This window comes from Rhodococcus sp. ZPP (assembly GCF_017656075.1).
GTDB classification, from domain to species: Bacteria; Actinomycetota; Actinomycetes; order Mycobacteriales; family Mycobacteriaceae; genus Rhodococcus_F; species Rhodococcus_F oxybenzonivorans.
In genome coordinates, this window is record NZ_CP058638.1 from 5524148 (window position 1) to 5537825 (window position 13678).

The 13678-nt window shown below is 61.4% G+C and carries 11 protein-coding genes; 7 read left to right on the forward strand and 4 right to left on the reverse strand.

Features of this window, described 5'->3' with window-relative positions; genetic code table 11:
• Nucleotides 1-83 precede the first annotated feature (83 nt).
• The 3 genes from HYG77_RS25510 to HYG77_RS25520 are packed head-to-tail and all read left to right on the forward strand — an operon-like array spanning nucleotide 84 to nucleotide 2216.
• Nucleotides 84-566, forward strand: a complete 483-nt coding sequence (locus tag HYG77_RS25510) for a nuclear transport factor 2 family protein (RefSeq protein WP_009478664.1) — start codon at nucleotides 84-86, stop codon at nucleotides 564-566.
• Entirely contained in the window at nucleotides 563-1423 is an 861-nt protein-coding gene (locus HYG77_RS25515; RefSeq protein WP_009478665.1) for an enoyl-CoA hydratase-related protein, read from the forward strand. Before HYG77_RS25510 ends, HYG77_RS25515 begins: the two co-directional genes overlap by 4 nt.
• A 16-nt stretch (nucleotides 1424-1439) precedes the next feature.
• Nucleotides 1440-2216: an enoyl-CoA hydratase-related protein gene (locus tag HYG77_RS25520; protein WP_208961021.1), complete on the forward strand. Its 777-nt coding sequence runs from the start codon at nucleotides 1440-1442 to the stop codon at nucleotides 2214-2216.
• A 56-nt stretch (nucleotides 2217-2272) separates the two neighbouring features.
• Here the strand turns inward: HYG77_RS25520 and HYG77_RS25525 are convergent, their stop codons facing one another.
• Complete coding sequence (locus HYG77_RS25525) at nucleotides 2273-2950, reverse strand: TetR/AcrR family transcriptional regulator (protein WP_244373143.1); 678 nt, start codon at nucleotides 2948-2950, stop codon at nucleotides 2273-2275.
• Between the two features lie 439 nt (nucleotides 2951-3389).
• On the opposite strand from HYG77_RS25525, the gene HYG77_RS25530 reads away from it, so the two are divergent.
• Both HYG77_RS25530 and HYG77_RS25535 read left to right on the forward strand, forming a co-directional pair.
• The gene (locus tag HYG77_RS25530; protein ID WP_208961022.1) at nucleotides 3390-5048 is read left to right on the forward strand and encodes an AMP-binding protein; all 1659 of its coding nucleotides are present in this window, start codon (nucleotides 3390-3392) and stop codon (nucleotides 5046-5048) included.
• Nucleotides 5045-5713, forward strand: coding sequence for a carboxymuconolactone decarboxylase family protein (locus tag HYG77_RS25535; protein WP_208961023.1), 669 nt, complete (start codon nucleotides 5045-5047; stop codon nucleotides 5711-5713). Before HYG77_RS25530 ends, HYG77_RS25535 begins: the two co-directional genes overlap by 4 nt.
• Before the next feature lie 25 nt (nucleotides 5714-5738).
• Here the strand turns inward: HYG77_RS25535 and HYG77_RS25540 are convergent, their stop codons facing one another.
• Nucleotides 5739-8432, reverse strand: coding sequence for a LuxR C-terminal-related transcriptional regulator (locus tag HYG77_RS25540; protein WP_244461386.1), 2694 nt, complete (start codon nucleotides 8430-8432; stop codon nucleotides 5739-5741).
• 214 nt (nucleotides 8433-8646) lie between these two features.
• Between HYG77_RS25540 and HYG77_RS25545 the strand changes: the two genes are divergently transcribed.
• Together HYG77_RS25545 and HYG77_RS25550 are read left to right on the forward strand one after the other, a co-directional pair.
• Entirely contained in the window at nucleotides 8647-9048 is a 402-nt protein-coding gene (locus HYG77_RS25545) for a nuclear transport factor 2 family protein (RefSeq protein WP_208961024.1), read from the forward strand.
• Between the two features lie 60 nt (nucleotides 9049-9108).
• The gene (locus HYG77_RS25550; protein WP_043781524.1) at nucleotides 9109-10224 is read left to right on the forward strand and encodes an LLM class flavin-dependent oxidoreductase; all 1116 of its coding nucleotides are present in this window, start codon (nucleotides 9109-9111) and stop codon (nucleotides 10222-10224) included.
• A gap of 240 nt (nucleotides 10225-10464) precedes the next feature.
• On the opposite strand, the gene HYG77_RS25555 is transcribed toward HYG77_RS25550, so the two are convergent.
• Entirely contained in the window at nucleotides 10465-11646 is a 1182-nt protein-coding gene (locus HYG77_RS25555) for an LLM class flavin-dependent oxidoreductase (protein WP_244373145.1), read from the reverse strand.
• Nucleotides 11647-12014: 368 nt separating this feature from the next.
• Nucleotides 12015-13478 carry a 3,4-dihydroxy-2-butanone-4-phosphate synthase gene (locus HYG77_RS25560; RefSeq protein WP_208961025.1) on the reverse strand — a complete coding sequence of 488 codons (1464 nt, stop codon included), beginning with the start codon at nucleotides 13476-13478 and terminating at the stop codon, nucleotides 12015-12017.
• Nucleotides 13479-13678 lie beyond the last annotated feature (200 nt).

Consider the following 13678-nt stretch of genomic DNA (forward strand, 5'->3'; position numbering starts at 1 on the left):
AACGTTGACAAAATCGTACTCGAGTATCCAGTTCACTGGATCGAACCGAACCATACATACAAGTCGCATTGAAGGAGATTCTTATGACTGCCACCCGCGAGGTGTCCACCCGCGAGCTCACCGAGCTCGTCGAGAAGGGAAAGATCGAACGGGTTCTGTTCGACTACGCCTACAACCTGGACATGAACCTTCCTGACCAGCTCGCCGAGCTCTTCACGGAGGATTGCTACGTCGCCTACGGACCGGACTTCGGCGCCGAAGGACGCGCCGCCTACCGCGAGACGCTCGACGGCATCGGCACATTCTTCACGGCCACCAGCCATCATGTCTCCAACGTCGTCGTCGACTTCTCCGAGGATCTGAACTCGGCCAAGGTCCGTTCGGTCCTCTATGCATGGCATCAGTACACCAAGGAAGGCAAGGCTGACGGCTATTTCTTCGGCCAGTACCACGATGACTTCGTGTACGACGACGAGCACGGCTGGCGCTTCGCTCGGCGGGAGCTGCGGGCGTCCGGTGTCGTCGACTTCCACGTCAAGAAGCAGATTCCGATCGGACGGGCATGACAACGGTCGCCGAGACCAAACCGGACGCTCAGTTCGAGAACATTCGGATCGAGCATCGGGGCCCGATCAGTTGGATCGTCCTGAACCGACCGGACAAGGCCAATTCGCTGTCGAACGAGCTGCTCGATGAGTTCAGTGCGGCGTTGGCCGCGCTGGCCACCTCCGGAGGTCCGGTCATCGGAATCCGCGGAGCCGGCAAGGGCTTCTCGGCCGGCTACGACATCGGTCAGGTCGGCAAAGTGGTAGCGGATCCGGATCCAGTGGCCGACCGGGAGCGTTTGGCTCGCAACGTCAACCGGTTCCTCGCGATCTGGGACCATCCGAAGCCGGTGATCGCTGCCGTACACGGCTACTGCATCGCGGGAGCCACCCAGATGTGCGTGTTCACCGATCTCACCTTCGTGGCACGCAACGCGAAGATTGGTGAGCCGGCGATACCGCTCGGTGGTGGGTACATCGCCCCACTGTGGGCCCCCCTCGTCGGCCCCAAGCGGGCCAAGGAACTGGCGTTCGTGCCTGGTAATTCGATCGACGGCACTACCGCGGTCGAGTGGGGCTGGGCCAATCACGCCGTCGACGAGCAACACCTGATCGACGAAGTAGAGGCGCTCGCCGCTCGGATGGCTCGCACGCCGTCGGACATTCTGCGGATCAAGAAGCTGTCCATCAACAAGACGATGGAAGCAATGGGCGTGCGCACCGCGGCCCAAGGCGGTGCGGAAATGGATGCACTGCTCCATTTGTCACCGTCAGTGGCCGAGGTCCGCAAGTTCGTGGCCGAGGTGGGCCTGAAGGCCGCTATCGCTGCCTATCGCGAACCCGTCGAGCTGACCAATCAACCTGTGGCAGAGAAGTAATGAGGAAGGACTTACCGTGAGCAGCGGAATCTTGTTCGAGCTGGACAATCACGTCGCACGTGTGACGCTCGATCGCCCCAAAGCACTGAACTCCATCGATCCCGAGATGGATTCGGCGTTGTTCGAGGCATGGACCGAAATCAACTCGAATCCCGACATCTGGGTCGCCGTGCTCGGTGCGACGGGGGAGAAGGCCTTCTGCGCCGGCGCCAACGTCAGTGGAGGGACGGAAGGCGATGGCCGCAGGATGGCGCTCGGCGGTGGACTCACCGGCGTCGGTGGACCCATGCTCACTCTTCGTAAACCTCTGATTGCGGCCGTTCAGGGCTACGCGATCGGCGGAGGTTTCGAACTCGCCATGTGCGCCGACATCATCGTCGCGGCGGACAACGCCCAGTTCGGTATTCCCGAAACCAAGGTGGGCATCATCGGCGAGGCAGGCATCATGCACCGTGCGATTCGGCAGCTGCCGCATCACATCGCGATGGCCTTGATTCTCACCGGCGAGCGCATCGATGCACAGCAAGCCGAGCGTTACGGACTCGTCAACGAGGTCGTACCGTACGAGAAGCTGCTCGAAACTGCTACATCGTGGGCGGACCGAATAGCCTCGGCGTCGCCCCTCGCCGTTCAGGCCGCGAAGGACGCCGTTCTGTCGCGCGCGGGTTGGCCGCTCGAGGTCGCGCTGGCCACCCGGTACGAGCCGATCGAGGCCTACGCGAGCAGTGCGGACCGGCTCGAAGGCAGGGCAGCGTTCGCCGAGAAGCGTGCAGCCCAATGGACCGGTCGCTGACAGCACCTTGGTGATGTGCGCTGGGTCGGGTGATCGTTTCCTGACCCAGCGCACAGTCAGTTCTTCGTTCTCGCACCCTTGAAGAACAACGCGCAGAAGGCCTCGGCGGTCTGCTTGGCATCCACTTTGCGCATGCCGGGTTTGAGCCACCGATGTGTCCAGTTGATCATCCCGAACAGTGACTTCGCCATCAGCTGCACCGGTACCTCGGTACGCAGTGTGCCCTCCTCGACGCCCTGTTGGAGCGTGTCGAGGACAAGAGTTTCGAAGCGCTTGGTCTTACGGGCCATCTCTTTGCCCCAGGACGTTGCGTCCAGCTGCAACTGCGTCATGTCCTCCTGGATGTACAGGTAGACGAAGGGATAGTTTTCTTCGTAAGAGTTCAGCTGTTGCTCGACGAGCCGGCGAAGCTTTCCGGTCGCATCGTCGTCGCTGGCAATGATGTGTTCGGCAACCGCGATGTTCTCATCGAGAACATCGACCAGAATGTCGTGGAACAGGGCCTGGAACAGCTCTCTCTTACTCGCGAAGTAGTAGTAGATCGACGCTCTGTCGGTCCCGAACCGCTCGGCAATGTCGTGGAGCGTTGCCCCTTCGAAGCCCTTTTCCCTGAAAACTTCGGCTGCGGTCCGCAGAAGGTCCCGGCGTTTGGCCTGATAGTTGGGGCCGCTGTCGTTCTGAGCCCTGCGACGGCGTCGGCTCATGCCACTGGTGGCTGCGGTCGAAGTAGGCATTGTCGGATCATACGCCCAGATCGAGGTGGGTGATCAACATATACGTAGACTCCCGATCGGGTCCAATTCTTCAGGCGGAGAAAAGCTCCGAGTACTGGCAGCCGTTCGAAGACGGTACTTTTTGCGATCGGCGGTCGACCCACGGGGCAATGCCGCACGTCGGTCTCGAACCTTTCGGGACCGGACTGCAGGCGAGATCTCACTGCGGAGTAGCGGTCGACGCAGAGCCTTCCGCTTGCATCGGGTCATCCGCAACAAGAGTGGGGAGTTCCTCGAAACTCGCGTCGACTAAATCAACTCCAACGTTGACAGGGTGAAGTGAGTCGCTTAGCGTTGACGTCAACATGACCTTCTGCGCGCAGCACGCGAAGTCTGTGCCACGGATTCAGACAGATTCGGCAAACGAAATCTCAGCCGACGACCGACAATTGAGGATGACATGACTGACTTCGGCGACTGGTGCACCGTCACTCCGCTCGGCGACCTGTTGGTGCGTGGAGCACACGCACATCCCGACCGCGACTTGATTGTGTTTCCCGGCGAGCGGTTCACCTACGCCGAGGTACTCGAGCGTGCCATCGCGATTGCACGCGGGCTGTTGGCCATGGGAGTCCAGTCCGGCGACCACGTCGCGCTCCTCGCGCCGAACGGTATCGAATTCGTCGAGGGATTCTTCGGATCGGCCTTGATCGGGGCAGTCGTCGTACCGCTCAATGCGCGGCACAAGGCGAAAGAGCTCGGCTACATCATCGAGAACGCGGACATCACCGCGTTGCTGACGGTGTCCGGTCCCGACGACTACGTGGACTTCGTGCAGGTGCTGCACGAAGCACTTCCCTCCTTGGCCACTGCGCGGCCAGGTGATCTCCATCTTCCCGAAGCACCGCGCCTGCGTCGAGCCGTTTTGCTGAAAGGGACCGACCGACCCGGTTTCACGTCCAAGGCCGCGTTGGATGCGGCAGCAGAGACCGTCGACGCGACTCTCGTGCATCGTCATCGCCGCCGAGTGAGGACGAGAGACATCGCCGCGATTCTCTACACGTCGGGGACGACTGCCAATCCCCGTGGATGCTTGCTCACCCACGAATCGATGACGCGTGGCCCGGTAGAGCGCGCGACCGGCCGCTTGTCGGCAGGAGAGCGCCACATCAGTTGGGCCGGCGGACCACTGTTCCATATCGCTGCACTGGCGCCCCTCATCGGCGCAATCGGTGCCGGAGGAACGTTCCTGACCGACACGTTCTTCGAACCTGGACGCGCCATTGCGCTGATCAAAGCCGAGCGGCCGACCTGCGTCTGGCCCTGGTTCCCGGCACCGATGCAGATGATGATGTCGCACCCGAACTTCGACGCGGCCGAGTTCGACTCGATCCGGTACCTGTTCCTGATCGGCCCCCGTGTCCTCATCGAACAGGTTCAGAATCTCTTTCCTGCGGCCGAACTGATGGCCGCATGCGGAATGACGGAAACAACCGGAATCTATGCACTCAGTGAGCCGGACGAGTCGTTCGAGGATCGAAGCAGTGCACAAGGAAAGCCCGTTCCGGGCGTTGAGATTCGTATCGTCGATCCATTCGACGGTGCGGAGCAGCCGGTGGGAGTCCCCGGTGAAATCTTGATTCGAGGGTATTGCGTGACCGAGGGCTACTACAAGGACCCCGAGAAGACAGCCGAGACGATCGATTCGGATGGCTGGTTGCGGACCGGGGACCTCTACAGCCGGAACGAGTCGGGGTGCCTGGTGTTCCACGGACGGCTCAAGGACATGCTGAAGGTCGGTGGCGAAAACGTCGCCGCCATCGAGGTCGAGTCCTTCCTGTGCTCGCATCCGGCCGTTCTGACTGCCGCTGTCGTCGGCCGGCCAGACGAGCGGCTCGACGAAGTACCTGTGGCGTTCGTCGAGGTCCGCGAGGGTCACCAGCTCACAGCGGAAGAGCTGATCACATACTGTGAAGGCAAAATCGGCCGGTACAAGATCCCGCGCGCAGTGCACTTCGTCGAGTCCGGAGGGTGGCCGATGTCGGCGACGAAGATCAACAAGCGTGGGCTCAAAGCGCAACTAGCGACGCCGACCAACTCAATGAGCGCAGCCGGATGAGAGCCACGACAGTCGAATGCGACATCCGAGACCTTCGTGTCTTGGCGGAAGAGATTCTGGACGGAGTGGAGGACGGAGCCGGTCTCGATGAGCAAACACGTGTGCTCACACAGATTGCAGTGCGCTCGGCAGTAACGACCATGGATGTCGCGGGTACCGCCCGTTACATCGAGGATGCACTGGATCTGGGCCTCGACGCTGCACAGATTCAGGAAGCATTGACGGTGGTATCGGGACTCGGTGTGCATACTCTGTTCGAGTCGTCGAGGCAGTTGTCGAGTGCCCTTCGCCGCAGAGGCGGTGGTGGTGCCGCACCGCTTGATCAGACACAGCAGAACCTGTGGGATCGCTACATCGGTACCGATCCGTACTGGCAGCGCATGGAGGACGAGCTTCCAGGCTTCTTCGATGCGCTGTTGAGGATGTCACCGGAAACGTTCGTAGCGTTCTTCGACTACTGTGCGGTGCCGTGGAAGAGCCGGGCACTGCGGGCAGTGACCAAGGAATTGATCTCTCTCGCGGCCGATTCCACTCCAACCCACCGATACAAGCCTGGGTTCTTGCTGCACCTGAAGAACGCCCTCGACCTCGGTGCTGGTGCGCGCAGCATTCGCGAGGTTCTTGACATCTCGGCAGCCGCTCCCGAGCACCACGGCGTGGGCTGACACCACGGCTGCGGCGCCAAGAGTTTCACTCCAGTCGGGCACTCCTCTCCGCGAGTGAGGCTGCCACTTGGGAGCGGCGAGAGATTCCCAACTTTCGGAGCAGGTGCGCGACGTGTCCCTCGACGGTCCTGATGGACAGGACGAGCCGGTCCGCGATCTCCCTGTTGGTGAGTCCGTGTGCCACGTATTGTGCAATGTCCATCTCCCGGGGTGAGAGTCCGACCACCGGATGTGGCGATGCCGCCGGGTTGTCGTCGGGCTCCTCATCCAGGGCGTAAGCGATGAGTTCGGCTATCGACAGTGTCGACCCCCAACGACGCGATGTCGTGTAGAGCTCGTCTCCGAGCGAGGTCCGCGCACGCGATTCGTACACCTCCCTCCGTTCGACCCAGTGCCGGGATCCGTAGAGCTGCATGCCAAACGATTCCCACATGGACGATGCTGCACCGAGAAGTACGGCGGCGCGTTCCCCGGAACCTGCCGCGGCTTCTGCCCATGCGAGAAGGTCGGTGACCAATGTTGCTCCGACTGTGTCATCGAAGGCACGGTTGAGCGCGAGGGCGTTCATTGCGTGGGTGATGGCCTCGTCGTGCCGGCCGCGAACCAGCTCGACCAATCCCAATCCATACACCGCGTACGACAACATCCATTTCTCTCCGGTAGCCGATGCCTGCGCGTAAACGAACCCGAAGTTCTCGGCAGCGCGTTCGGTCTCTCCGCGGGAGCTGCAGAGCATTCCCATCTCGATATGGGCCGTCCACATCAGATCGGTAATACCGGGAAGGCGCTCGTATAGTGTCAACGCGTCCGACAGGTGGCGTTCGCCGGCCTCGAAATTACCGCCGAGGTAGGTGTTGAGGCCTTGCGTCTGCAGGGCGAATGCCAGTGTCGCATTGTCACCGAGTTCGCGTGCGCGTTGCGCGGCAGCAGCGAGCGCTCGGGCCGCTTGGACTCTCTCGCCCTGCATCGTCTGCAGCAATCCCAGCGTCGCGTTGAGCTTTGCTACGACATCTTCGGCAATGTCGCCGCGACCGAGGAACTCAGTCACCCACGTCCGGTGTTCTCGTACCGAAAATGCCGACGACCACAGGAACCAGGTCGCGACGAGGCTCGACGCGAGGTGCAGCGTCTCGTGATTCCGGTCGCTCAGCGCAGCCTGTAATGCCGACCGCAAGTTGGCGCGGTTCTCGCGAAGCCGGGCGCTCACACGCTCTTGCTCGGCCCCTGTCCATGATCGGCGCGCGGTGCGCACCAGTTCAGCGCACCAACGCAGGTGTGCCACCCGTAGCTCGGCCTTCTCGCGATCGGACAGTTTGCCGGCACCGAAGTGCCGAATCGTTTCCAGCATCTTGAACCGGACCCGTCCCTCGCCGGTGGTGCGCTGTAGCACCGACTTGCCGATCAGACCGGTGATCGTATCCAAGATGCTCGCGGCGTCGACAGGATCTCCGGCACAGACACTTTCGGCCGCGGCGAGGTCGAATCCTTCGGAGAATACGGACAATCGGGCCCAGAGCACCTGCTCCTGCGGAGTGCAGAGATCGTAACTCCACTCGACCGTCGCATGCAGACTTCGATGTCTACTCGGCCCGCCGCGGTTACCCGTTGTCAACAACGCCAGCCGGTCGTCGAGACGTTCCGCCAGATCTTCTACGGACAGCGCGGTCAAGCGAGCACAAGCCAGTTCGATGGCCAGCGGCATACCGTCCAGTTGTGTGCACACCCGGCGGGCAGCGTCCCGGCTCGAATCCGTGATGAAGAATCCGGACAGTGCCGCCGAGGCGCGGCTCTCGAACAACTCGATGGCCGGACCCGGCCTGTCCGGGTCACGGTGGTCCGTCATGGACAGTGGATCGAGGACGAGCACGTGCTCTTCGGGAATCGCCAGCACTTCACGACTGGTGGCCAAAATCTTCACATGTTCGGTGTTCCGCAACAGAAGCGAGATCAACTCGGCGCACGCGCTGACGAGATGCTCGCAATTGTCCAGCACCAGCAACAGGTGCTTGTAGCGGATCGATTCGAGGAGCGATTCGGTTGCACTTCGTTCCGGTGCATCTCGCTCGTCGAACCCCAGGGCGTCCAGAATCGTCTGGGGGAGCAGAGTCTCGCTTCGCAGGGACGCCAGCTCCACGAAGCGGACTCCATCGGAAAATGCCCGACGGTACGTAGCTGCCGCCTCTGCCGCGAGCCTGGTCTTGCCGATACCACCGGGGCCGGCGACAGTGACGAACCGGTTGTCGCCGAGTAGTACCCGGATTTTGTCCAGGTCTTCGCTGCGACCGACGAAACTTGTCGAGAAGAGTGGAATATCGGTCCCAGTGGACGTGCGGATGCTCGATGTGCGGCTGCCGGTCGTTCGTGAACGCTCCTCCTTGACGCGCCGGACCGCGCTCGCCAGCGTATTTCGCGATCCGCTCCATTCGAGTTCCCGATGCAGTTGTGCCACTGTCATATTCGGATCCACGTCGAGCGCCGCGGCGATGCGGGGTCGGAGGGCGTCGGCTGACGACCCAGACCGTGGTCGGTGGTCCCGCGGGGGTGCCTCGAAGTTCAGGGCGCGCCGCACTGTGTTGCGCGAGACCTGCAGGCGCGTCGCGATGCCCGAGATCGATTCACCAGATTGTCGAAGCTCGACTATCTCGCGCCACTCGTCAGCGTTCACTGTGCTCTTTCGTCCGCGTACGGGGATCTGTGATGGGTGACACTGTTCGATCATGCCCGTGCCGGGGCGCGTGGTCAAGATCTGACAACATGCACATTGACAACTAGTGAGCACTTCATGACCGACAGCAGCACGCCCTGACCTGCATCAATCACGCCGCGCCGGGATAAGTGGTGAACCGAGTGCAACTACGGTTTCGTGCACGGCGCCGACAGTACACAGTGATACAGGTCATAGATGAATAGATCGCTGCACAGACGGAGCATCCATGAGCACGCCGGAACAAAACATCGCCTCAGCCAATAACTTCGCAAAGGTCTTCTCCACGGGCGACGTGGAACAGATCCTCGACACGCTCCACCCTGAGGCGACCTATTGGGTGTCCGGGGGTATCGACGGAATGTCGGGAAGCTATGACAAGGACGGTCTCGGTGCGTTACTCAGCGGGGTCACTTCCATATACGAGAACGGCGCTCTCGAGATCACTCCGACTGCGGCGATCGCGCAAGGAGACAAGGTCGCCGTCGAGGCCACCTCGTACGCGAAGTTGAAGAACGGCAAGGTCTATCAGAACCAGTACCACTTCCTATTCGAGTTTCGCGACGGGAAGATCCTGTCGGTCAAGGAGTACATGGACACCAAGCACGCATACGACATTTTTTATGCCTGACCAAAGGTCTCGTACCAGCACTGGATAGTCGACCACAAATTCGTAGAAAGGCAGTTCACGATGGCAATGGAAACAGGACTCATCGTCCACCCGTACATGCGCCCCGAGCGGACCGCGCGCCAGACGTTCGACTGGTGCGTACAGCAGGCCATCGAGACCGACAAGATCGGCTTCGACTCGATCATGTTCTCCGAGCATGCCTCACAGCGTTGGGAGAATATTCCCAACCCAGAGTTGATCATCGCAGCAGCCGCACGCCAGACCGAGCGGATCAAGTTTGCGCCGATGGCTCACATCCTTCCCCACCACAATCCGGCGAAGCTCGCGATCATGGTGGGCTGGCTGTCGCAGATCCTCGAGGGCCGGTACTTCCTCGGCGTCGGTGCCGGCGCCTATCCGGACGCTTCGTACATTCATGGCATCAAGAACGGTGAAGACACTCAGTTCACCAACGAGATGGTCCGTGAGTCACTCGACATCATGGAGAAGATCTGGAAGCGCGAACCCTTCTTCTATGAGGGACGTTTCTGGAACGCCGGCTACCCGGAAGAGAAGCACGGCGACGAGGGCGACGATCAGCACAAGCTGGCCGACCTCAGTCCGTGGGGTGGTGCACCGGAAATCGCCGTGACCGGATTCAGCGCCAAGTCGCCCTCGATGAAGTTCGCGGGCGAGCGCGGATTCCGACCGATGTCGATCTTCTCCGGGCTGGACGCCTTGAAGATGCACTGGGACATCTACTCCACCGCCGCGGAGGCCAATGGGCACGTCGCTGATCGTTCGCGCTATCACGTGTCCCAGACGGTGTTCGTCGCCGACACGGACAAGGAGGCGAAGCGGCTTGTGATGGAAGGGCCTATCGGATACTGCTTCGAGCGCTACCTCATTCCGATCTGGTGGCGCTTCGGCATGATGGACGGGTTCATCAAGGACGCCGGAGCGGACAGGGCCGACGTCGATCTGGAATGGGTTGTCGACAACGTGTTCTGTGTGGGCTCACCGGACACCGTGGTAGACAAGATCAATACGTTGTTCGAGGCCAGCGGCGGATGGGGCACGCTGCAGATCGAATCGCACGACTACTCCGACGACCCGGCGCCCTGGTTCAATTCGCTGGCAATGATCCAGAAGGAAGTGGCTCCCAAGATCTCACTTCCGACAGCGGTGACGGTGTAGTGCTCGGATCGAACGAAGGACCGCAATGAACGTAGCGGTGATGAGGGCACACCAGCCCTCATCACCGCTACGTCTCAGGAAACGGCCCATCACATCGGACGAGCTAGCCCCGGTGGGTATTCCGGGCGGCAACGTCCTATTGACGCTCCGTCGCGAAACGAAGGAGTTCGATCGGGCATCCATCCGACCCCGGTGCCCAGGACACCGATGACCCTCTCGGGACGTGAACCGGGCAGGACGTCAGTTCACTGCGACCGTCTCGTGGGTGCCTTCCACATGCACGTTCGGCACGACCTCCGTCGCGAACAGGCGCAGTGACTCCACCCACGGTGCCGGATCGTCGAGAGCGTCATGGGTGTTGACCGCCAGCTGGCCGTACCGGAAGCCTGCCAGCTCGAAGGTCTTCTCGATCTTGGCGATGACCGTTTCGGGGCTGCCGCACAGCCAGACGTGGTCGGCCAGGTAGTCCAGGTCGACATCGTCGATGTCGACCTTCTTGTCTGCATCGTCGATGAAGCCCTGAAGAATCCGGTACTTCTGGTAGACCGGCATCAGGTACTTCTTCCACGCATGGCCCAGGGCGCCGTTCTTGGCCTGCTCCTTGGCTTCCTCGTCGGTCTTTGCAACGTACACGTCGCGGGCGATCTTGAAGTTCGCACCCTGCGGCGTTCCACCGATGGACCGGACGGCCTCGGAGTACGTATCCCACTGCGACCTCAGTAGCGCAGAACCTCCGTAGAAGGAGATGGGGGTCCAACCGCGTTCACCGGCGAGTCGGTGGGACGGAGAGTTCTTGCTCAGACCAGTGACAGCGATCTCGAGACCGTCTGCGCCGCCGTGCGGCGAATGATCTGCGGTCAGGTGGTACTCCTCGCCGTCCTTGACCTTGAATTCACCATGCGATGCGACGCTACCCGGATCGATCTGTCCGTCGAGGCGTGCGGCCTTGTAGTACTTGCCTTCGAAGTTGAAGGGTTCCTGACGCCAGACCTTGTCCATCACCTCGAGTCCCTCCATCAATCGAGGGTGGGCTTCGGACAGGTCACCGGGCTGGCCACGCAGTACCGCCTCGTTCTCCCAGGATCCCGCGCCGACACCGAGGAAATAGCGGTCCTCGAGCAACTGCGAGGTGTACCCGACCTGGATGGCGAGCGTCGACGGATTGTGCAGAGGCACGATGTGCGCCATCGGCGCAAAACGCATGCGCTCGGTGATCTGAGCGGCTGCGACGATCAGCAACTCGGGGTTGGGAATATTCTCCCACGCCTGCATGCCGTGCTCGCCGACCATGAAGTCGCGATAACCGAACTTGTCGGCGGCCGCAGCGAGCAGCAACGAGTACTCGAACGTCTCCTTGTCCTTACGCCCGGGGCGCATGTACGGGGTGTGAAAAATTCCGCATTCCATTTCTGGATCTCCCAATCTTTGTCATCATCGAGGTATCGATTTCGGTCGTGTCGACAGTGCAGCGCTTTCCGGTCGGGACGCGAGAAAATGCTCCGAGTCGTTCAGTCACTCGTTGCGGATTGCATCGTTCATGCGAATCCGCCGCTTCGCGCCGGCCCGATGGGCGATAAACGCGAAGGCATCGAACACGGGCTCTGTCCATCATCCGGCGACGTGCCTCGGCGTGTTGCCGGTAAGTACAGACCGATCACCGCATCCTCCAGGGTAATGGTGATCGCGATCACTGTCAACTGTTACGTTGACGTTGATTTTTGCCCGATGGTCGCAAAAGTGCTGTACAACGCGCCTCGCGATTCCGCTGGAACGGACGGCATGGTGCCGATTCATCCGAAGGGGTGCATCAGTGATCGGGTCCGTACCACGTCGGCAGAGAGTGCTGCGATGAGCTCTTCTTTCGACGCGAAGGCAGCCTGCCCCCGCACCCAATGCTCCAGCTGCACATTGACAGTCAGGCCATAGAGGTCACCGGAGAAGTCGAGTAAGTGAGCCTCGAGTAGTCGGGCGCCCGACCGCCCGTAGAAGGTGGGTCGCCTGCCGATCGAAATGGCGGCGGTAAAGATCGAGCCGTCCGGCAACGTGCAGCGACCGGCCCACACTCCGTCTGCTATCGAGTTCGAATCCTCGAGTTCGAGGTTTGCAGTGCGGAAGCCCAGTTCACGGCCACGCTGATCTCCACGCACCACCGTCCCGACAACGTGGGTGGATTGGCGGTCGACGTCCGCCGAGTAGTGTGAGGGAAGGTCGGGGTCGGTCGTGGCGGAGCCGAACGACTGACTGCTGATACTCATTCCGAAATGCCACATCGTGGTACGAGCTTCGGGCGAGAAGTTGAGTAGAATCGGCGAGCGATATCCGCACTCGCGCACGACCTCGACCAGGTCTGCATTGACGTCGGCCGACAGCACCTCGCCGTTGCTGCGCCGCGCCACTATCACTGTGCCATAACCATGTTCAGCGACCATGGCCAGAGCCGTTGTGGCGATGTCCGGCGTCAGATGCGGTGCTGGATCGCTCTCGCTTTCCAAGCAGACGATGGGCGTGGCGACACCCGGAGACGAATCGAGAGAATAGGCGACATAGTCGATATCGGTGACATCGCTGCGATATCCGACGCAATGCACATGCCCCAGTGTCGACTCACGGACCAGCATGAACTGTGTGTGGAGATGCGATTCGGCCATGCGCCGATAGGTGACTACGTCTTCGATGGAGACAACGCCCAGACCGTGGTCGGCGGCGAACCGCTGTGCCTCCCCGGAGCTGGAGATACGGGTGGGATCATCGTCGGAGACCAATGCGGTGAAGGTACCGGCTCGTCGTAGGCCCGCCACGCTTGCCAGGTCGACAGCGGCTTCAGCGGCAGCCCGGCGGGACAGGACGCCGGCGGGATCCGTTCGCACCGGCAACACATGTCCTGGCCTGGTGAATGCATCGGCGGCGCTGGAGCCGTCCGACAGCATGCGTAGTGTCCGGGCCCGGTCCGTGGCCGATATGCCGGTCCCCGGCCCAACGGCGTCGACGCTCACGGTGTACTCGATGCCGGAATGGTCACGGTCCTCGCCGACCATTCTGGTCAGCTGCAGGCGGTCGCATTCGGTACCGGGAAGTGCGGCACAGATCAGTCCGGAGCCGAACCTCACCATGAAGGCGATCGACTCGACCATTGCCTTCTCAGCCGCGAGTACGAGGTGTGCATCGTCGGCCGGATTCGTGCCTGTCAGCACGACTGGTCGTCCGGCGCTGAGATCAGACAAGGCACGTTGTACCCGGGTGGTCGGACAGTCCATCGTCGGCCTCGATTCTTCCAGGGTGTTTGCCAATCCTCTGTGACGAGCGTCGCAAAGATAGCCGCTTCTGTCAACATCAACGTGGACATTGAGAGTTTGGGGGACCCCGACGGCGAACGTGCAGGAGAATGTGCCGCTGGTGCATGGCCGACGAGTGGCAGACCGGTGGTGCAGATAATCCGAAAGTGGGCGAGCGGAGG